This window comes from Flavobacterium sp. I-STPP5a, assembly GCF_009764685.1.
GTDB lineage: Bacteria > Bacteroidota > Bacteroidia > Flavobacteriales > Flavobacteriaceae > Flavobacterium.
This window is the reverse complement of sequence record NZ_VHLM01000010.1, coordinates 220,154-240,697: the sequence shown is the minus strand read 5'-3', so window position 1 is coordinate 240,697 and position 20,544 is coordinate 220,154. Positions and strand designations below refer to the sequence as shown.

The following is a 20,544-nucleotide window of genomic DNA, read 5'->3' as shown; positions in this document are numbered from 1 at the left end:
AATAAAACAAGAAATGTTTACAGGAATCATAGAAACACTTGGCACCATCCAAGAAATAAGAAAAGAGAATTCTAATGTGCATATTACCATCAGCTCCTCTATAACAAACGAACTTAAAATAGACCAAAGCGTAGCACATAACGGCGTATGTCTGACAGTAGTAGCCATACAAGATGACCGCTACACAGTAACTGCTATAGATGAGACTTTACAAAAAACCAACCTATCTCACTGGAATGCAAACGATATTGTAAACCTGGAACGCGCCATGAAACTCGGCGATAGGCTTGACGGACATATTGTACAAGGTCATGTTGACCAAGTAGGAACTTGCATTCTTGCCGACGAAACCAACGGGAGTTGGAAATACACATTTGAATACGACAGTAATTTAAATAACATCACAATCGAAAAAGGATCGATAACAGTAAACGGCGTAAGCTTAACCGTAGTAGATTCGCAAAAAGATAGATTTAGCGTTGCCATTATCCCGTACACGTATGAACATACCAACTTCAACACTTTTACAATTGGCACAAAAGTAAACTTAGAGTTTGATGTTATTGGCAAATACGTATCCCGACTTCATCAAACAAAATAAGACACATATAAAAAAAGAAAACCTTTAGCAAATCTAAAGGTTTTCTTTTTTTATATGACGTCCAATGAGGTAATATCCTAAAAACACCGCCCCGATTACTGCTATAAAAACATAATCATCAACTGGAAACTCTGGTGGATCACCAGGTGGTGGTAAAATTGGCGGCTGAGCCTTTGCAAAAATCACAAAAGCCAACGAGAATACGAATGAAAGGTGGTATTTATTTAAAAGTCGCTTCATATCGCAACAAATATAAACAAACTTCACCACACAAAAAAACAACTAACATATATTAACTTGTTTTCCACCAATACCATTGCCTTTTTTACAACAAAATAACCATTATCGTACAAGAATAATAGTCATCAAGCGTTCGTAAATTTTATTTCTGATTCTGATTTTAAAATAGATTAAATAAAACTTTAAGCACTTTACTAACTTATTAAAACAAACAAAAAAGCCTCTACATTTCTGTAAAGGCTTGATTTTAAAAGTGGTCCCACCTGGGCTCGAACCAGGGACCACCTGATTATGAGTCAGGTGCTCTAACCAGCTGAGCTATAGGACCGGTTATGAGGTTGCAATATTACTACTATTTTTTAATTACTACAAATAAATTTGACATAGTTTTTTAGTGTTTTATAAAAAAAAACACAAAGCAAACCGAATGCATTGACTACTAACAACCTACATTTTACAAAAATTCTAATTACTGTATTTCTTGACACAATTCTATTAAAACACCATTGGTACTTTTAGGATGCAAAAACACAACTAACTTGTTATCAGCTCCTTTTTTTGGAGTTTCATTAAGAACCACAAAGCCTTCTTGCTTTAATCGAACAATTTCGGACTCAATATCTGCTACATCAAAAGCAATATGATGAATCCCTTCACCTTTTTTCTCTAAAAACTTAGCTATTGGACTGTCTGGATGGGTTGCAGCCAGTAATTCAATCTTATTAGGACCGCTCTGAAAGAATGAAGTAGTAACGCCTTCGCTCAACACTTCTTCAAATTTATAGGCGGGAGCTCCAAACAATTTTTCAAAAACCAAGTTAGAAACCTCTAAATCTTTTACAGCAATTCCAATGTGTTCTATTTTTCTCATGAATGAATTTATTTTTATTTTAAAAAATCCTGTATTTTACCTCAATAACCAATTCTGTAAAATTAGTATTTATATTCATAGACCAAAATTATCACTAATCTATTGCAGCTACTATTGATAATAAATCCTTAAAAAATTTCGAAAGCATAAATTATAGTCGTTATTTTGTAAATTGAAATCAGAATTTATCATGTTGAAAAACAATCTCAAATACACATTTTTTTTAATTGCAATACTCCTTGCCAGTTGTGCAAAAAGAGGAAACATCACTGGAGGTCTCAAAGACACTATTGCGCCAGTGCTAAAAGTTAGTTTTCCTAAAAATTTCAGCACTAATTTCACAGGAAACAAGATTCAGTTGGTGTTTGACGAAAATATTAAATTGAAAAACTTAAACAAGCAACTTATCATTTCTCCACCCATGAAAAATGAACCTCTTGTTCTTCCTACTACGCCTACAAAAACGTTAACAATTACGCTCAAAGATACTTTACAACCTAATACTACTTACAGCCTAAACTTCGGTCAAAGTATTGCTGATAATAACGAAGAGAACCCACTAAATCAGTTTAAATACGTGTTCTCTACAGGAGCAACCATTGATTCTTTGCAACTAGGAGGAACCATAAAAAGCGCCCTTGATAAAGAAGTAGAATCTTTCGTTTCGGTTATGCTGTATGAAGTAAACGAAAAATTTAATGACTCTGTAATTTACAAACAAAACCCAAGATACATTACAAATACTCTTGATAGTTTGAAAACTTTCAAATTAGAAAACCTTAAAGCAGGGAAATATTTACTTGTAGCACTTAAGGACTACAATAACAATAATAAATTTGACCCTAAGAAAGACAAGATTGGGTTTGTAAAAGAATTTATATCTGTACCAAACGATACGCTTTATGAACTTGAGATCTTCAAAGAAAAGCTACCATTTAAGGCTATTAAACCAGTACAAGCCGCTGGAAATAAACTTATAATGGGTTTTGAAGGAACAGTAGACAACCTAAAGGATCTACCTAAAATAACACTGAAAAACAATAATACCGAAATAAATCACTTGGTTACCAAATTTCCAAAGAAGGATTCACTACAAATATGGTATAAACCTATAAAAACAGATTCCTTGAAACTTTTTGTAAAAAAAGATAAGTATGAAACTAAATTTTCCTTTAAAATTAAGGATCAAAAAAAAGACACTTTAAGTATTACTTCTTTACAAATGGGCGACTTGAAATTCAGAGAGCAGTTTACTCTTGAGACCAGCACACCGTTAATCAATATTGCAAACGAGAAAATAACTTTATTGGATAAAAACAAAAAATCAATTCCATTCAAAACTGAGTATGATGAATACAATCAACGCTTGTATTTTGACTTTAAAAAAGAACCTTCAGAAAACTACGTAATGACCGTTTTACCTGAAGCTTTCACTGATTTTTTTGAAAAGAAGAACGACACCTTAACGTATAAATTCAGCACTAGAAACACCTCAGATTATGGAAATTTGAGTGTGAACCTTCAAAAAGTTAAAAGTTATCCTGTACTTATTGAGTTAACAAATGCAAAAGGAGATGTGCTAGCCTCTGAATACACCACAGAAAACAGCACTGTCAATTTCAACTTAGTAGAGCCCGCACAATACACGCTTAGAGCCACTTATGATTCCAATAAAAACGGCAAGTGGGATCCGGGAGATTTCCTTAAGAAACTGCAAGCCGAAGAAGTGATCTATTTTTCGAAAGAAATGGATGTGCGCGCCAATTGGGATGTTAATCAACTCTTTGATCTAAGTATTCCGTACACCCCCGAAATTAAAAAGAAAGCAACAAACAAAAAACGACTTTAGTTATCTTTGATCTCAAATGCATCACGATCATTTAGAAAACCAAGTTTCTGTCTCGTTTCAACTAACTTTTCCTTATTTAATGTTACTACAAAACTACCTTCAATTTGGGTAGGCTCTTGTAAATAATGACCTAAAAAATCAACGGCTTGAGAATGCCCTACATATTCATACCCATTACCATCAGCTCCTAATCTGTTAACTCCTACAACATAACACATGTTCTCAACAGCTCGAGCCTGAAGTAAAATATCCCAAGCATTTACCCTTGTTTTGGGCCAGCTTGCTACATAAACTAATAAGTCATAATCCTCTGTGTTTCTGGAAAAAACAGGAAAGCGCAAATCATAACAAATTAAAGGACAAATTTTCCAACCTAAATAGTCAATAATACACTTTTCTTTACCTGCTACATAGGCTATATTTTCACCAGACAATGTAAACAAATGTTTCTTGTCATAATACTCTACCTTTCCAGTAGGCGCAACAAAAACGAACCTGTTAAAAAAATGATCATCCTCTGTGATCACGAGACTACCCATAAAAGCACAATTTCTACTAGAAGCAAGTTGTTTTAACCAAGTTAAGGTTTCACCCTGCATACCTTCAGCAACACGTTCAGGATTCATGGTAAAACCACTAGTAAACATCTCTGGCAAGACTATTATTTGTGCATCAAGTTGTATTTCATTGATTATGGATTCGAAATACACACGATTTTCCAAAGGGTTTTCCCATGATAACGGAGCTTGAATGAAGGCTATTTTCATTTTTTCTAATTTTCTATAAAAATAACAATTCTATACGAACCATAACTTCCTTACATTAGCAAAAAAACAACTCATGAAAAAAATATTAGTTGCCCTTGTGCTATTAACTCAGTTAATACTTCAAGCACAAGAAAAAACGGGCGCGCAACAATTTTGGGAAAACCTACAAAAACAGTGTGGTAAATCGTTCGAAGGAGAAATCAAAGAAGGTGCTTCTAATGATACTTTTAGGGATAAAAAACTAGTAATGCACGTAAGAAGCTGTACCAAAAATACCATTAAAATTCCGTTTTTTGTTGGCGAAGACAAATCAAGAACTTGGGTTTTAACGCTTGAAAACGACAAAATTAAACTTAAACACGATCACAGACACGAAGATGGAACTGAAGATAAAGTAACACAGTACGGCGGTACTAGTCCTAATTACGGCAGTGCTGGTATTCAATTTTTTCCAGCAGATCAAGAAACATTAAATTTAATTCCGAGCGCCGCAACTAATGTTTGGTGGATTACAATTGATGAGACCTCGTTTACCTATAACTTAAGACGCATAGGATCTGATAGATTGTTTACCGTAAAATTTGATCTAACAAAAACAGTATCAACACCCACTGCTCCATGGGGATGGATAGACTAGAACACTTTTTAACCCTAACATTTAGATAAAAATTTATTTAAAAAAAAAAAAAACGCATTCAACTTTGAAATTGAATGCGTTTTTTATAATTATGAATTGTTTGTCCTAAGAATTTAATTATTAAGACTAACTGATTAACCTTTTAAACTAGCCGATAAATATTCTCTATTCATTCTGGCAATGTTTTCAAGAGAAATTCCTTTTGGACATTCTACTTCACATGCTCCAGTATTAGTACAGTTACCAAAACCTTCAGCATCCATTTGAGCAACCATGTTCATTACACGATCAGCAGCCTCAACTTTACCTTGTGGTAATAAAGCATACTGTGATACTTTTGCAGAAACGAACAACATTGCCGATGAGTTTTTACAACTTGCAACACAAGCTCCGCAACCAATACAAGTAGCCGCATCAAATGCTCTATCAGCATCGTGTTTAGGAATCAAAATAGCGTTAGCATCTGTTGGTTTTCCTGAAGTATTTACTGATACAAATCCTCCTGCATGTTGAATTCTATCAAAAGCACTTCTGTCAACAACTAAATCTTTAATTACTGGAAAAGCTTTCGCTCTAAAAGGCTCGATAAAAATGGTATCACCATCTTTAAACATTCTCATGTGTAATTGACAAGTTGGTACACGTCTGTCTGGACCATGTGCTTCACCATTGATATACAAAGAACATGAACCGCAAATTCCTTCGCGACAGTCATGATCAAAAGATACTGGTAAATCTCCTTTCTCTATTAAGCCTTCGTTAAGCACATCTAGCATTTCAAGGAAAGACATGTCCTCTTCAATACCATCTAATGGATACTCTACGATTTTACCTTCTGCTTTGGCGTTGGCTTGACGCCATATTTTTAATGTAAGTTTCATATTTTCTTTCGTTTGAAAGTCAAAGAGCATAAGCGGATTTCATTCCATTTATTGCTCAAGGACAGATTCCTATTTATAACTACGCGTTACTAGTTTAACATTGTCATAGACTAATGGCTCCTTATGAAGTATAGCTTCACTTGGTTTACCCATGTACTCCCATGCAGCAACATAAGCATAGTTCTCATCATCTCGTTGTGCTTCACCATCCTCAGATTGGTATTCTTCACGGAAGTGACCTCCACAAGATTCGTTACGGTGCAATGCATCTTTAGCAAACAACTCTCCTAACTCTAAGAAATCAGCAACACGACCAGCTTTATCAAGCTCTTGATTGAAACTGTATGCATCTCCAGGAACTTTTACATCTCTGTAAAATTCTTCTCTTAATGCTGCAATTTCTTCAATTGCTTCTGTTAATCCTTTTGCGTTACGAGCCATACCCACTTTGTTCCACATGATTTTTCCAAGTTTCTTATGGAAATAATCAACAGAATGCGTACCGTTGTTATTGATAAACTGATCAATACGTGCTTTTACATTTTTCTCAGCTTCAACAAATTCAGGTAAATCAGTAGAAATTGTTCCTGTTTTAATGTCTGGAGCTAAGTAATCACCTATTGTGTATGGCAATACAAAATACCCATCAGCCAAACCTTGCATTAAAGCAGAAGCTCCAAGACGGTTGGCACCGTGATCAGAGAAGTTAGCTTCTCCAATACTGAAACAACCTGGAATTGTAGTTTGTAAGTTATAATCAACCCAAATACCACCCATAGTATAGTGTACTGCTGGATAAATCATCATTGGGGTTGTGTATGGATCCTCATCAACGATTTTCTCATACATTTGAAATAAGTTTCCGTATTTATTAGCCACGATAGCAGCTCCTAATTTTGTTACTAACGCTTTGTCATTGGCATCAAAACCTTTAACATAAGCTTGTTCTTTACCGTAACGCTCAATTGCTGCTGCAAAATCTAAGTAAACTGCTTCACCTGTTTTATTCACACCAAAACCAGCATCACATCTTTCTTTAGCAGCACGAGAAGCGATATCTCTAGGTACTAAGTTACCAAAAGCTGGGTAACGACGCTCTAAATAATAATCTCTGTCAGCTTCGGCGATTTGTGTTGGCTTCAATTTACCTTCACGAATAGCTTGTGCATCCTCTAATTTTGCAGGAACCCAAATACGACCATCATTACGCAATGACTCAGACATCAAAGTCAATTTAGACTGGTGATCTCCAGAAACTGGGATACAAGTTGGGTGAATTTGTGTGTAACATGGATTAGCAAAGTAAGCTCCTTTTTTGTGCACTTTCCAAGCTGCAGTAGCGTTACTACCCATTGCATAAGTTGACAAGAAAAATACGTTACCGTAACCTCCAGAAGCAATTACAACTGCGTGTGCAGAGTGACGCTCTAGCTCACCTGTTACCAAGTTACGAGCAATAATTCCTCTCGCTTTACCATCAACAAGAACTAAATCTTGCATTTCATGACGTGTGTATGATTTTATCTTACCACGACCAATTTGACGATTCATTGCAGAATAAGCTCCTAATAATAATTGCTGTCCTGTTTGTCCTTTTGCGTAAAAAGTTCTAGCCACTAATGTTCCACCAAAAGAACGATTGTCTAACAAACCACCGTACTCACGAGCCAAAGGCACACCTTGCATTACACATTGGTCAATAATATTTACAGAAACCTCAGCAAGCCTGTGAACGTTTGCTTCCCTAGAGCGGTAATCTCCACCTTTTACCGTATCGTAAAACAAACGGAAAGTAGAGTCACCATCACCTTGATAGTTCTTTGCTGCGTTGATACCACCTTGTGCAGCAATAGAGTGCGCACGACGAGGTGAATCTTGAAAGCAAAAAGTTTTAACGTTATATCCTAATTCAGCTAAAGTTGCAGCAGCAGAACCACCTGCAAGTCCCGTTCCAACAACAATAATATCAATATTACGTTTGTTCGCTGGGTTTACTAAATTAATGTGATTTTTATAATTTGTCCATTTGTCCGCTATTGGACCATTTGGTATTTTTGAATCTAAAGCCATTTATAATTTAATATTAATGATTAAAATGATGAAATAATGCAATGAAAATAAAGCCAACAGGAACTACAATTGCAAAAGCATATCCCAATTTGTGTAATGATCTAGAGTATTTATTGTTGAACCCTACAGATTGAAACGAAGAGTTGAAACCGTGCCACAAGTGCAATGATAACAAAACAAATGACACACAATAAATAGCAGTACGGATAGGATCAACAAATTTATGTTGCAACTCACCAAAATAACGAGTCTCATCAAGTGGATTTACCTCTACATACTTGTAAACCATTTCTGGAATCCAAAAATCGTAAAAGTGTAAAAGCATAAAAGCCAATACTACTAAACCAGAAATAATCATGTTACGTGACGCCCATGATGAACTTGCTGCACCATTATTTTTCACATATTTAATAGGTCTAGCACTTTTGTTTTGAAAATCCAAAACGATACCCATGATAAAGTGAAAAATAACACCTATAATAAGGATCGGTTGAATAACAAACTGCACCAACGGGTTATTTCCCATAAAATGAGAAATAGAGTTAAAAGTATCAGGACTAAAAACCGAGGTACTGTTTATAAAAAAATGTTGTGCTAAAAATAAAATTAAGAAAAGTCCAGAAAGCGCCATAGCAACTTTTTTTGCAATCGATGACTTTAATAATGAAGATTTTGCCATAAGAATTTAGTTGTATTAATTTAAAAAATCATACAAAAATAGGGCAATTAGAAATGAACTACAACCTTTTCGCTATAATTTATAATCATTTTAAAGTGTTGTATCACAAAACTAAATAAACCCATATAAATCAAGACCTAGAACAATACAAAACAAGAATTTCGTTAGACAAAACCAAAGAAATCAAAAATCTTTACGAATCAAACAAAAACATAATTCTTAAAAAATTTCAGGTTTTTTATGACATCAATAATATATGTAAATCAAAAATTTAAATTTACTAAAAGTAGACCGAAGGCAGTTTAAAAAACACAAAATAAAAAAAGATTAGCGCGCTTATTTCTAATTTTATAGTCAAAACAATTTAAAATGAAAATCGGAATCGATGCCATCACTTATGATGTTGCAAAAATACATTTATCAATTGGCGCATTGGCAAAAGCCAGAAATATTGACCCTGAAAAACTGCAAAAAGGACTTGGATTAGAAAAAATGACTCTTCCGGATGCACACCAAGATGTTGTAGTTTTTGGAGCCAATGCCTTGACCAAGTTAATCCTTGACCACAACATAAATCTAAATGAAATAGCTCGTATTTATGTGGGTACCGAGAGTAGTATTGACAACTCAAAACCCATTAGTTCATTCTTAATTTCATTGATGGAACAAAAATTTGGAGAAAACACTTTGTCAGAATGCGATGTGGTTGATTTTACTTTTGCCTGTATTGGCGGCGTAGATGCGATGCAAAATTGTATCGATTTTATTCGACTCAACCCAACTAAAAAGGCCATTGTTGTAACGACAGATTTTGCCAAATACGATTTAAACTCTACCGGAGAATACACGCAAGGTGCCGGAGCTGTTGCCCTACTAATAACCTCAAACCCCCGAATTATCGCTTTTGGAGAGGCTTGGGCAACGAGTACCAAAGGTGTTTTTGATTTTTTTAAACCTTACAGAACATTAGCAAAAACGGCCATAACTGGAAACCAAGCAAACGACGCTTGGTTTGATAATTTAGAAAGCGAAATAGAAATCCACAAGGATCAACCTGTTTTTGACGGTCAGTATTCCAATCAATGTTACATGGATAGAACCCGAGATGCTTATTTTTCGTTCAAGAAATTAAAAAAATTATCTCAAACGGTTTATGACACATGGACCAGCATTGTCATGCACTTACCTTACGCGTATCAGGGCCGCAGAATGCTTAGTGAAATTTATGCTTTGGATGCCTCCAATAGTACCTTTTCAGTAAGTCAAGATACTGCAACCTACCAAAACAAACTCAAAGAAATCAGTAAATCAGAGGCGTACTCAGAATTTGTGTCTAAAAAATTAAAGCCAGCAGAATTAGCTTCGTCATTGATAGGGAATCTTTATACAGGTTCTATTTTTATGGGCTTACTATCAACATTAGCTCATTTTTATAATTCTAAAAAAGAAATTTCCGGAAGTGTATTTGGCTTTCTAGCGTATGGAAGCGGCTCGAAGTCAAAAGTATTTGAAGGAACCATTCAAGCAGAATGGAAAGAAGCACTGGAGCGTGTATCCTTATTTGAAACCCTCGAAAAAAGCTTTGAAATTGACTTTAAAACTTACGAAAAACTCCATAAAAAAGAACAACACCAAAGTATTCGTAGCCCAAAAAACGAATGGATTTTAGATCGTATTGAAAGCGAAAAACCCAACTTACTAGGCGCTCGTTATTACAAATGGGTTGAATAATATGGTTTTTAAAAAGAAAATTCTATTAAAAAAAAACACCGATTTCACCGATTTAAAATATCCATCGGCGGAATCTGTGTTTAATATTGGTACTTAATTTAAAGCTCTTTTTTAACTAAACTTCGTCATGTATTTCTGGACAATAGCTTCGGTGTTTTCATTTCTTATTTTTTGTTCCAATTGAACAGGAGGCGAAGCACGTTCTAGACAATCTTTTACAGCACAAGTTTCACAAGTAACTCCTACTATTTGCTTTTTGAGCGATTCATTCTCGATGAACGTAAATTTCTTTTTCATTCCCGGCGTAATTAATATTCCAACAGAAATACTTCGAATACAATTCGTTTTAAAAGGATCTGGCGTAGCCGATGAAAAAACAAGATACTCATTTTTACTGTTTTCGTAACTTGAGATTTGAGCGTCAAAAAAATGACTCTTATCCTGTTTTATAGACTCTTCAATCGTACGTATAGAAACCCACCTACGACAATAATGCTCATTCATTTCATTAGCATGCGGCTCTTGTTGATTAGTAATGTGCAACTCTTTGTTTATTTGATAGGTATCTGTTCCTTTTTGATGCGAAAGTCGTAAGAAGAACAAATTTTTGAGATTAAAATCTTTTGGTAAAATATTAGTTAAGCGCTGGTAAAAAGATTCGGGAGACACATTAAACTGATTCATCAACTGAACCATTTGTTGCGGTTTAGGATCTTCAAGAGCTAAGAACACATTTAGCTCATCTATTAGATGTTGACGCGGCAACAATAAAGCGCCTGCAAAATAAGAGGCATAAAAATTATTCAAAACTTGGTCAAAATTATCAAATTTAATCCAGCTAAAAGTATACAAACGCTCCTTGATTTCCATGAAGTTGTACGCTATTTCTTTAGCCAAAATAAACGCTTTTTGCCCTTCATCAATATCCTTTGAGAGCAACAAGGTTTTACTAGAGGCTACAAAAATGGAACGTAAATCACCCAAAGCTTCGTGCTCTGTAAAAACCAACTCCTGTATGGTGTAGCCGTATTCCTCAACCAAAATTGCCTCAAGCTCTGTGATAGAAATATTAGTAGTTAAGTCAACATGAAACGCTTTGCAGAACAAAAGAACTTTCTCCTCTAAATCTTCAAAATAATTATTATGGGCCTCTTGATAAGAACGAAGCGCTGCCAAGAAAAAACTTTCTCTGGTGAGGTTATAGTGTTGCGCGATTTCGATAATGGTACTTATAAAAGCATTGACTTTAGCAGGTGCATTGGCAATAATATCAATTAAATCAGCTTCTTGAATTCCAAACAGCTCCAGCGGAATCTCTTTTAAAATCCCTGATTTTAGTATTTCACCAATAGGCGCCAAATTATTATCCAGTTTCAATGAAACCATGTGATCATAAGTAACATCTAATTTTTCAGCCAGTAAAATAATCTTATCGGTTTTAGGATATTTCTTTCCTTTCTCTATTTCGTTCAAATACGATTTGGAGAGCGCTGTGATTTTGGCCAAACCAAATAAAGATAGATTTTTAACGGTACGCGCCTGCTTTAATTTCAGCCCAAATATAAGTTTGATATAATCTTTCTCTATGTTCATATCTCAAAGATAAGACAAATAATATTTTCGCCAAAAAAAATATTTTTAAAAAATAGCGTACGTTCGCTTTTTTAATCAAAAACTTTTTGTATCATTGCAGTGTTAAAAAATAATATTGACAACAAAAAAAGATATTTAGTTATGGAAACAAGTCGAAAAACAGAAATTAAAGAAATATATTCAAGTAATATGTTAAATTTTTCAATAGAGACTACAGAGCGCTATCCTGAAATTTTAACCGATGAAGCAATAACATTCCTTTCATTACTTCATGAAAATTTCAATAATGAACGTTTGTTACTATTACAAAACAGAATAAAACAACAAGACCTATTTGATGCAGGTGCACTACCTACTTTTCCATTGGAAACAAAAGAAATTAGAGACAACAACTGGGAAGCAGCAACTACACCAGATGATCTAGCTGACCGAAGAGTTGAAATAACAGGACCTGTAGATCGTAAAATGGTAATCAATGCCCTTAATTCTGGTGCCAAAACTTTCATGGCTGATTTTGAAGACAGTACCTCACCAACATGGAGCAATCTTATGACAGGGCAGCAAAACCTGAAAGATGCAGTAAACAAAACAATTAGCCTTGAGGATCCTATAAAAAACAAAAAATACAGTTTAAACGAAAAAACTGCCGTATTGTTAGTTCGTCCCAGAGGATTGCATTTGCCTGAGAAGAATATTTTAATTGGCGGTGTACAAACTTCAGGATCACTTATTGACTTTGGGCTATATGCTTTTCACAACTATAAAAAACTTATTGAAGATGGTACAGCACCTTATTTTTACATCCCAAAACTAGAACATTATCTTGAAGCAAGATGGTGGAACGAAGTTTTCCTATTTACACAAGAGTATTTAGGAGTAAAAAAAGGGACATTCAAAGCAACCGTTTTAATCGAAACTATAACCGCCAGTTTTCAATTGGACGAAATTATTTATGAACTGAAAGATCATATTGTTGGTTTGAATTGCGGCCGATGGGATTACATTTTTTCATATATCAAAAAATTACGAAACAATCCTAATTTCATTGTCCCAAACAGAGATCAAGTAACCATGACAGCTCCGTTTATGAGTGCTTACTCACAACTGGTAATTCAACGTTGTCACAAACGCAACATACACGCTATAGGCGGAATGGCAGCACAAATTCCGATCAAAAATAATGAAGAAGCCAATGCTATAGCTTTTAACAAAGTAATTGCCGACAAAGAACGTGAGGTTAAAAATGGTCATGACGGTACTTGGGTAGCACATCCTGATTTGGTTCCGCTTGCCATGACTGTATTTGACAAATATATGCCTGGCAAAAACCAAATTGATGTAAAACGAGAGGACGTTCACGTAACCGAAAGCGATTTATTAGAGACTCCAAAAGGAACCATCACCGAAGAAGGAGTTCGAAAAAACATCAGCATTTCTGTTTTATACATTGCATCGTGGCTTAATGGCCAAGGAGCAGCAGCATTGCACCACTTGATGGAAGATGCTGCAACTGCGGAAATTTCTAGATCACAACTGTGGCAATGGCTACAAAACAAGGTTACGCTAGAAAACGGAAAACAACTAAACACAAATTACTACCATAAACTAGCCATGGAAGAATTTGAAAAAATAAAAAAACTAGTTGGGGATGAAAATCACGAGAAACAAAAATACATTCTAGCGGAACAATTATTAGATCAACTGGTGGTAAACAAGAATTTCATAGACTTTTTAACCCTACCAGGATACAAATACATTTAAAAAACAATTGCAATAAAATATTAAACACCAAATAAACCATATAGACATTATGAAAACTACAGAAACAAGAATTCAAGAATTAGTTGCAGACTGGATTTCAAACCCAAGATGGAAAGGCATTGAGCGTCCGTATACTGCTGAAGAAGTTGTTAAACTACAAGGTTCTTACCAAATAGAACATAGCGTTGCAAGACTAGGAGCTACTACTTTATGGAACAAACTTAATTCGCAAGATTTTGTGGCAGGACTTGGCGCACTTACAGGAAACCAAGCTATTCAAGAAGTAGAAGCTGGACTTGAAGCCATATACTTGAGCGGATGGCAAGTAGCTGCCGACGCAAATGTAGCCGGCGAAATGTACCCTGACCAATCATTATACCCTGCCAATAGTGTTCCACTTGTAGTAAAACGTATTAACAATGCGCTCTTAAGAGCAGATCAAATACAAGTGGTAAACGGAACTGCGGATAAAAAAGACTACCTAGTTCCTATTGTAGCTGATGCCGAAGCTGGTTTTGGAGGAAATCTAAATGCTTTTGAATTAATGAAATCGATGATCGAAGCAGGAGCAGCAGGTGTTCACTTTGAAGACCAATTGAGTTCTGCTAAAAAATGCGGTCACCTTGGCGGAAAAGTATTAGTTCCTACGCAAGAAGCGATCAATAAATTAATTGCAGCTCGTTTAGCAGCTGATGTTATGGGAACGCCTACGCTTGTTGTTGCTAGAACTGACGCTGATGCAGCTAATTTATTGACCAGCGATATTGACCCGAGAGACGCCAAATTCATTACAGGAGAAAAAACTGCTGAAGGCTTTTTTTATGTGAATTGTGGAATTGAACAAGGAATTGACCGTGGATTGAGTTACGCACCGTATGCTGATTTAATTTGGATGGAAACTAGTAACCCTGATTTAGCATACGCTAAACAATTTGCAGAAGCTATTCACGCACAATTTCCAGGAAAAATGCTTGCTTACAATTGCTCTCCATCTTTTAACTGGGCTGCAAAACTATCTGTAGCTGAAATGGAAACTTTTAGAGAAGACCTAGCAGCTATGGGCTATAAATTTCAATTCATTACATTGGCTGGATTTCATGCCTTAAATACAAGTATGTTTGAACTTTCAAAAGCTTACAAAGAAAGAGGAATGGCGGGCTACTCTGAGTTACAAGAAAGAGAATTTGCTTTACAAAAACACGGTTTCAAAGCGGTAAAACACCAAGGATTTGTAGGAACTTCTTATTTTGATGCGGTACAAAATACCGTAACAATAGGAAAATCAAGCACTACAGCCATGAAAGATTCTACTGAAACGGCACAATTTTAAATTTCTAAAGAGCATAAAAAAACACGATTTCTTACGGAATCGTGTTTTTTGATTTCTGAGAAATGATATTTATTTCGATTCGAAAATTTCTAGATCAGCCACTACTTTCTCTTTGGCTTTTTGAATACTAACTTTGCTTACAGAAACGGGTAAATAATACTTTCCGTTTTTAGCTGCTTCCCATTTCATTTTTTTGTTTTTAGCCAAAGCTTTTTCAACAATTTCCTTTGGAACGGATAAATCATAAACCTGCTTGTTTAATCCTTTTTTTGCCAATATTTTTTGAGAAAAAAGGATCTCTTTATTACTGTTTTCAATTTGCAACACCACTTCGGCATCTTCATTAGAGTAAAACCAAATTTCAGCTTTAGGATCTGTTGGTTTAGCCCAAGCACTCCAACTATTACCCCATTCTCTTGATTTTTTTATCTTTTTCAATTCAAAAATATGAATAGTAGAAGCTAAAACTTTGTCATTTATATTTTGGACTTGATCCAAATTAACTTTGTAAATAGAACGCCCATGAGTTCCTACTACAAGATCTTTAGCTTTCTTTTGAATTACTAAATCGTGTACCGCAACATTAGGCATTCCATTGGAGAAATCCTCCCAAGTCTTTCCTTTGTTCAATGAAACATACAATCCGTTATCAGTCCCTAAATACAATACATTCTCATTGTTTGGATCTTCTGCAATTACATTCACTGGACTTACAGGAATATTACTAGCTATACTAGTCCAAGTTTGTCCGTAATCATCGGATAGGTATACATAAGTTGTAAAATCATCATTACGATATCCGTTTAAGGTGGCATAAACGCGTTCTTTTTTATGTACCGATGCAACTACTCTAGTTACCCAACGGTTTTGTGGCAAAGTTTCTGAAATTTTGTTCCAGCTCACACCTCCATCTTTCGTCACCTGAATTAGTCCGTCATCACTACCGGTGTATAGCAAACCAAATTGCAAATTACTCTCACTAATTGTAGCGAGTGTACCAAAGGCTACATTACCTTCCTTAACACCTTGGGTCAAGTCAGGCGAAATCGCAGTCCAAGTTTGACCTTGATTCATGGAGCGGTGTAAAAAATTCGACCCCATGTACAAGATATCTTGATTGTGTGAGGAAAGCAAAATCGGTGTTTGCCAATTAAAACGGAATGGTTTCTCATCCTTCTTTGGCTTTGGAGAAATATACTCTCTTTTGTTATTGGCACGATCTATTCGGTAATAATTTCCAAACTGAAATCCTGTAAAAACAATATTAGGATTGCGTTTGTCTATTTGAGTTTGCATTCCATCACCTCCCATTAAATTTTCATAAGGATATTTCCCTGTTTGTAACCACTCTGAAGAGAATTGATAGTTGCTTGGTCCAACCCATACCCCATTATCCTGCATTCCGCCATAAATATTATACGGCTCTTGCTCATCAACATTTACAGCATAAAACTGACTCACACTATGCGAATTGCCTTTGAACCAGTGTGCTCCATCATCATAAGAAATGTTCAAACCACCATCATTACCATTAATTAAGTGCCCAGATTTATTAGGATTTACCCATACTACATGGTGATCTGCATGCACATTTTCTTCGCTAATACTAGAAAACGTTTTCCCACCATCATCTGATTTAATTACCGGTACTCCCGATAAGTAAATTTTATTTGCGTTACTTGGATCTACTGAAATAGCTGCAAAGTAATATCCATAAGAATAAAATAAATCGTCAATGAAGTTTTGGTGTGTTTTTGTCCAACTTGTTCCCCCATTTGTAGATTTATACACTTCGGCACCAATAACCTCGGCTTCAGCCAGACTATTAATAGATGCTAAGACTAATTTTCCGGCTTCACTTGGTTGCAAATACCCATTTTGCACCCAATGTTTGATATTCTCAGCTCTGTATTTTTCGGTTAAACCATAGTTTTTTAGAATAGAGTTTAAACTTTTATTGGGTAATTTAAGAAACTCATCTCCAGGAACAGCAAAGGCTGCTGGTAATGAATTGCTTTTTTTAGCGTCTAAAGGTCTCTTGAATTGGTTGTCCAGAACGGCATAAACTGTAGCATCATCATAAACGGCTAAGCCAATTCTACCTGCACCTTCACCTGTGGGAAAACCACTATTGGCGTTAGAATACAATTTCCAAGTTGCTCCAGCGTCCTCACTTTTGTAAATTCCTGATGCTGATCCATTACCTTTAAAATCCCAAGCTTTTCTGTCTTTACTCCATGCAGCAGCATATTGTATTTTGAAATTTTTTGGCGAAACAGCCACATCAATAATTCCTGTTTCGTTGTTTACAAAAAGTGTCTTGCTCCATGTTTTTCCACCATCTGTGGTTTTATAAATACCTCGTTCTTCATTTTTAGTATACAAATGTCCCACCGCACCTACTACAATTTCATCCGAATTAACTGGATTTATCAAAATTCTACTAATATGGTGCGTGTCATGCAAGCCCATATTTTGCCAAGTCTTTCCTTTATCCGTTGATTTTAAAATCCCAATTCCAGCATAGGAAGAGCGCGAAGAATTCACCTCTCCAGTTCCTACCCAGATAGTTCCTTGTTTCCAATCTATTGCAATATCGCCCACGTTTTGCGTTGGCGCACTATCCATAACCGGTACAAAACTCATTCCGTTATTATTGCTATACCACAAACCTCCTGATGCGTAACCTACATAAAATTCGGTAGGGTTTTCAGGATTAACATCAACATCTACTACACGTCCGCTCATAACAGTTGGACCTACATTTTGTAAACTTAGGTTTTTAAAAAGCGATTGTTCTTGCAGTTGTTTTTTGGATACTAAACTATTTTGAACTGCCTCAGGAGAGACTTGTGCAGAGGCAACGGTTTGCGCAATAAAGGCAGCTAAGAGTATTCCTTTTTTCATAGAGTTGGATTTTGATGCCGAAATTTAAGGATAAAACAACGGACCAAAAAATTTTATACTCTAATTAACACCTGTTTCTCTCAAAGTTACTATTTTTGAATAATCAATAAAAAATATGGATTAGCATCTAATTGTTTTAAATTAAAGAGATAAATAAGCCATTCCAATTACATTTCACACCCATAAAAAACAAAACTCAACTCATGAAATACCATCAAATTGACCGCAATTTATTTATAAAAAACAGAGCCAAATTCATGGCTCAAATGAAGCCAAAAAGTGTAGCTGTTTTTAATTCGAATGATATTTATCCAGTTTCTGCTGATAGTACGTTGCCTTTTGCACAACACCGAGACATCTTTTATTTGAGTGGTGTTGACCAAGAAGAAAGTATTTTACTCTTATTCCCTGACGCACCTTATGAACACCAACGCGAGATGGTTTTCTTGAAAGAAACTAGCGAGCACATTGCCATTTGGGAAGGCGAAAAATTAACCAAAGAACGTGCTTACGAAGTAACCGGAATCAAAACCGTGTATTGGTTACAAGATTTTGAAAAAGTGTTATTCGAAATGATGACGCATGCCGAAACCATTTACATCAACACCAACGAGCATTACCGCGCCACGGTAGAAACCGAAACCCGCGAAGCACGCTTTGTAAAATGGTGGAAAGAAAAATATCCTGCACACGCCGTTGCAAAAAGCAACCCTATCCTACAACGTCTTCGTTCTGTAAAAGAAAGCGAAGAATTAGATTTGATTCAAAAAGCCTGTAACATCACCGAGCTTGGTTTCAGACGATTGTTGCCTTTTGTAAAACCAAACGTTACTGAATACGAAATCGAAGCTGAATTGATTCACGAATTCATCCGCAACCGTTCTCGTGGTTTTGCTTATACGCCTATCATCGCATCGGGTAACAATGCCAATGTTTTGCACTACATTGAAAACAACCAACAATGCAAAGCAGGCGACTTAATTTTACTTGATGTAGCTGCTGAATATGCTAATTATTCTAGTGATATGACGCGCACCATTCCCGTTTCTGGTCGCTATTCTACTCGTCAAAAAGAGGTTTACAACGCCGTACTTCGTGTAAAAAACGAAGCTACTAAAATGTTAACCACTGGCACACTTTGGAAACAATACCACATCGAAGTTGGGAAAATAATGACCTCAGAATTATTAGGTTTAGGTCTTATTGACAAAGCCGATGTCCAAAACGAAAACCCTGATTGGCCCGCTTACAAAAAATATTTCATGCACGGAACCTCACACCACATGGGGTTAGACACCCACGATTATGGTATTTTGACCGAGCCAATGCAAGCCAACATGGTCTTTACCGTAGAACCTGGGATTTACATTCCTGCCGAAGGTTTCGGAATTCGTCTTGAGGACAACATCATCGTTCAAGAAAACGACGAACCTTTCAACATGATGCGCAACATCCCTATCGAAGTCGAAGAAATCGAAGACCTCATGAACGCATAACAACTCTTTCCCATCCATAACAAGCAGTCTAGCGCAATCTAGGTTGCTTTTTTTTTGGGGAGCAGTAAATGTAATTTTCAAAACCACGACCTGTCCTGCTGTTCGTTATATTCCCACTTAAAAAACTACGGCACAAAAGCCTTGTTTTTTATAAGCGGGAGATACCACTGCCATCAGGGCTATCATTCACAGATCATTTTCAGTAGTCAAAATGTTAAAACAATTCTAAAGTTGTAACGTTACAAAACAGTCAAAGACTTATTCTTAAAATCGTTATCAACAACAATTAAAATATTAACTAGAAAAAAACTAAAAACATAAAAATCATGCAAGCACACGAAATTGATTACCACATTTACGGCGAAGAAATGCAGTACGTAGAGATCGAACTAGATCCTCAGGAAGTTGTCGTTGCCGAAGCCGGAAGTTTTATGATGATGGATAACAACATCCAAATGCAAACCATTTTTGGAGACGGTTCTGGACAAGAAAACGGATTGTTTGGCAAACTTTTAAGCGCTGGAAAACGAGTACTTACTGGAGAAAGTCTCTTTATGACCGCATTCATAAACCAAAACAATACCAAAAGTAAAGTTTCATTTGCATCGCCATATCCTGGAAAAATCATCCCAATTGATTTGATGCAATTTGGAGGTAAATTTATTTGCCAAAAAGACTCTTTTTTATGTGCAGCCAAAGGCGTATCAGTAGGAATCGAATTCTCTAAAAAATTAGGAACTGGGTTATTTGGCGGAGAAGGTTTCATCATGCAAAAAATTGAAGGTGACGGAATGGCCTTTGTGCACACCGGCGGAACATTAGCCAAAAAAGAATTAGCCGCAGGTGAAGTCCTAAAAGTAGATACCGGTTGTATTGTAGGATTTACAAAAGATGTAGATTATGACATCGAGTTTGTAGGCGGAATCAAAAATTCTCTTTTTGGTGGCGAAGGATTATTTTACGCTACACTACGCGGTCCAGGAACAGTTTATATTCAGTCCTTACCTTTCAGTCGCCTTGCCGATAGAATCATTGCATCGGCACCAAGGGCAGGCGGAAGCAGCCGTGACGAAGGCAGTTTATTAGGCGGTTTAGGCCGATTAATAGACGGCGATAATAGATTTTAAGACT

At 35.9% G+C, this 20,544-nt stretch carries 16 protein-coding genes and 1 tRNA gene; 8 read left to right on the top strand and 9 right to left on the bottom strand.

Going from position 1 to position 20,544, the window contains the following annotated elements; genetic code table 11:
• The first annotated feature begins 13 nt into the window (after positions 1–13).
• Entirely contained in the window at positions 14–601 is a 588-nt protein-coding gene (locus FJV36_RS02470) for a riboflavin synthase (protein ID WP_158730259.1), read from the top strand.
• A gap of 33 nt (positions 602–634) precedes the next feature.
• Here the strand turns inward: FJV36_RS02470 and FJV36_RS02465 are convergent, their stop codons facing one another.
• From FJV36_RS02465 to mce, 3 genes are all read right to left on the bottom strand, one after another.
• The gene (locus FJV36_RS02465; protein ID WP_158730260.1) at positions 635–841 is read right to left on the bottom strand and encodes a hypothetical protein; all 207 of its coding nucleotides are present in this window, start codon (positions 839–841) and stop codon (positions 635–637) included.
• A 254-nt stretch (positions 842–1,095) separates the two neighbouring features.
• Positions 1,096–1,169: transfer RNA gene (locus tag FJV36_RS02460), tRNA-Ile, on the bottom strand.
• A gap of 141 nt (positions 1,170–1,310) precedes the next feature.
• Positions 1,311–1,712 (bottom strand): methylmalonyl-CoA epimerase, encoded by a 402-nt coding sequence (gene mce, locus FJV36_RS02455; protein ID WP_158730261.1) that lies wholly within the window; start codon positions 1,710–1,712, stop codon positions 1,311–1,313.
• Between the two features lie 172 nt (positions 1,713–1,884).
• Between mce and FJV36_RS02450 the strand changes: the two genes are divergently transcribed.
• Entirely contained in the window at positions 1,885–3,561 is a 1,677-nt protein-coding gene (locus FJV36_RS02450) for an Ig-like domain-containing protein (RefSeq protein WP_347752953.1), read from the top strand.
• Here FJV36_RS02450 and FJV36_RS02445 read toward each other — a convergent pair.
• The gene (locus tag FJV36_RS02445) at positions 3,558–4,328 is read right to left on the bottom strand and encodes a nitrilase family protein (protein ID WP_158730263.1); all 771 of its coding nucleotides are present in this window, start codon (positions 4,326–4,328) and stop codon (positions 3,558–3,560) included. The genes FJV36_RS02450 and FJV36_RS02445 overlap by 4 nt on opposite strands.
• Positions 4,329–4,401: 73 nt before the next feature.
• Here FJV36_RS02445 and FJV36_RS02440 point away from each other — a divergent pair, with 73 nt between their 5' ends.
• A complete protein-coding gene (locus FJV36_RS02440; protein ID WP_158730264.1) occupies positions 4,402–4,965 on the top strand; it encodes a hypothetical protein in 564 nt (187 codons plus the stop codon).
• A 134-nt stretch (positions 4,966–5,099) separates the two neighbouring features.
• On the opposite strand, the gene FJV36_RS02435 is transcribed toward FJV36_RS02440, so the two are convergent.
• From FJV36_RS02435 to FJV36_RS02425, 3 genes are all read right to left on the bottom strand, one after another.
• On the bottom strand, positions 5,100–5,846 hold the full coding sequence (locus FJV36_RS02435) for a succinate dehydrogenase/fumarate reductase iron-sulfur subunit (RefSeq protein WP_086453870.1): 747 nt from the start codon (positions 5,844–5,846) through the stop codon (positions 5,100–5,102).
• A gap of 69 nt (positions 5,847–5,915) precedes the next feature.
• Entirely contained in the window at positions 5,916–7,916 is a 2,001-nt protein-coding gene (locus FJV36_RS02430; RefSeq protein WP_158730265.1) for a fumarate reductase/succinate dehydrogenase flavoprotein subunit, read from the bottom strand.
• 13 nt (positions 7,917–7,929) lie between these two features.
• Positions 7,930–8,595 carry a succinate dehydrogenase cytochrome b subunit gene (locus FJV36_RS02425; protein ID WP_158730266.1) on the bottom strand — a complete coding sequence of 222 codons (666 nt, stop codon included), beginning with the start codon at positions 8,593–8,595 and terminating at the stop codon, positions 7,930–7,932.
• A 369-nt stretch (positions 8,596–8,964) separates the two neighbouring features.
• On the opposite strand from FJV36_RS02425, the gene FJV36_RS02420 reads away from it, so the two are divergent.
• Complete coding sequence (locus FJV36_RS02420) at positions 8,965–10,326, top strand: hydroxymethylglutaryl-CoA synthase family protein (protein WP_158730267.1); 1,362 nt, start codon at positions 8,965–8,967, stop codon at positions 10,324–10,326.
• Positions 10,327–10,437: 111 nt separating this feature from the next.
• On the opposite strand, the gene FJV36_RS02415 is transcribed toward FJV36_RS02420, so the two are convergent.
• Positions 10,438–11,919, bottom strand: a complete 1,482-nt coding sequence (locus FJV36_RS02415) for an ImmA/IrrE family metallo-endopeptidase (RefSeq protein ID WP_158730268.1) — start codon at positions 11,917–11,919, stop codon at positions 10,438–10,440.
• Between the two features lie 141 nt (positions 11,920–12,060).
• Between FJV36_RS02415 and aceB the strand changes: the two genes are divergently transcribed.
• On the top strand, positions 12,061–13,680 hold the full coding sequence (gene aceB, locus FJV36_RS02410; protein WP_199250932.1) for a malate synthase A: 1,620 nt from the start codon (positions 12,061–12,063) through the stop codon (positions 13,678–13,680).
• A gap of 49 nt (positions 13,681–13,729) precedes the next feature.
• Positions 13,730–15,010, top strand: coding sequence for an isocitrate lyase (gene aceA / locus FJV36_RS02405; protein ID WP_158730269.1), 1,281 nt, complete (start codon positions 13,730–13,732; stop codon positions 15,008–15,010).
• A 69-nt stretch (positions 15,011–15,079) separates the two neighbouring features.
• Here the strand turns inward: aceA and FJV36_RS02400 are convergent, their stop codons facing one another.
• The gene (locus FJV36_RS02400) at positions 15,080–17,917 is read right to left on the bottom strand and encodes a sialidase family protein (protein WP_158730270.1); all 2,838 of its coding nucleotides are present in this window, start codon (positions 17,915–17,917) and stop codon (positions 15,080–15,082) included.
• 203 nt (positions 17,918–18,120) lie between these two features.
• On the opposite strand from FJV36_RS02400, the gene FJV36_RS02395 reads away from it, so the two are divergent.
• Entirely contained in the window at positions 18,121–19,413 is a 1,293-nt protein-coding gene (locus FJV36_RS02395; RefSeq protein WP_158730271.1) for an aminopeptidase P family protein, read from the top strand.
• A 326-nt stretch (positions 19,414–19,739) separates the two neighbouring features.
• Entirely contained in the window at positions 19,740–20,540 is an 801-nt protein-coding gene (locus FJV36_RS02390) for a TIGR00266 family protein (protein ID WP_158730272.1), read from the top strand.
• The last annotated feature ends 4 nt before the right edge of the window (positions 20,541–20,544 follow it).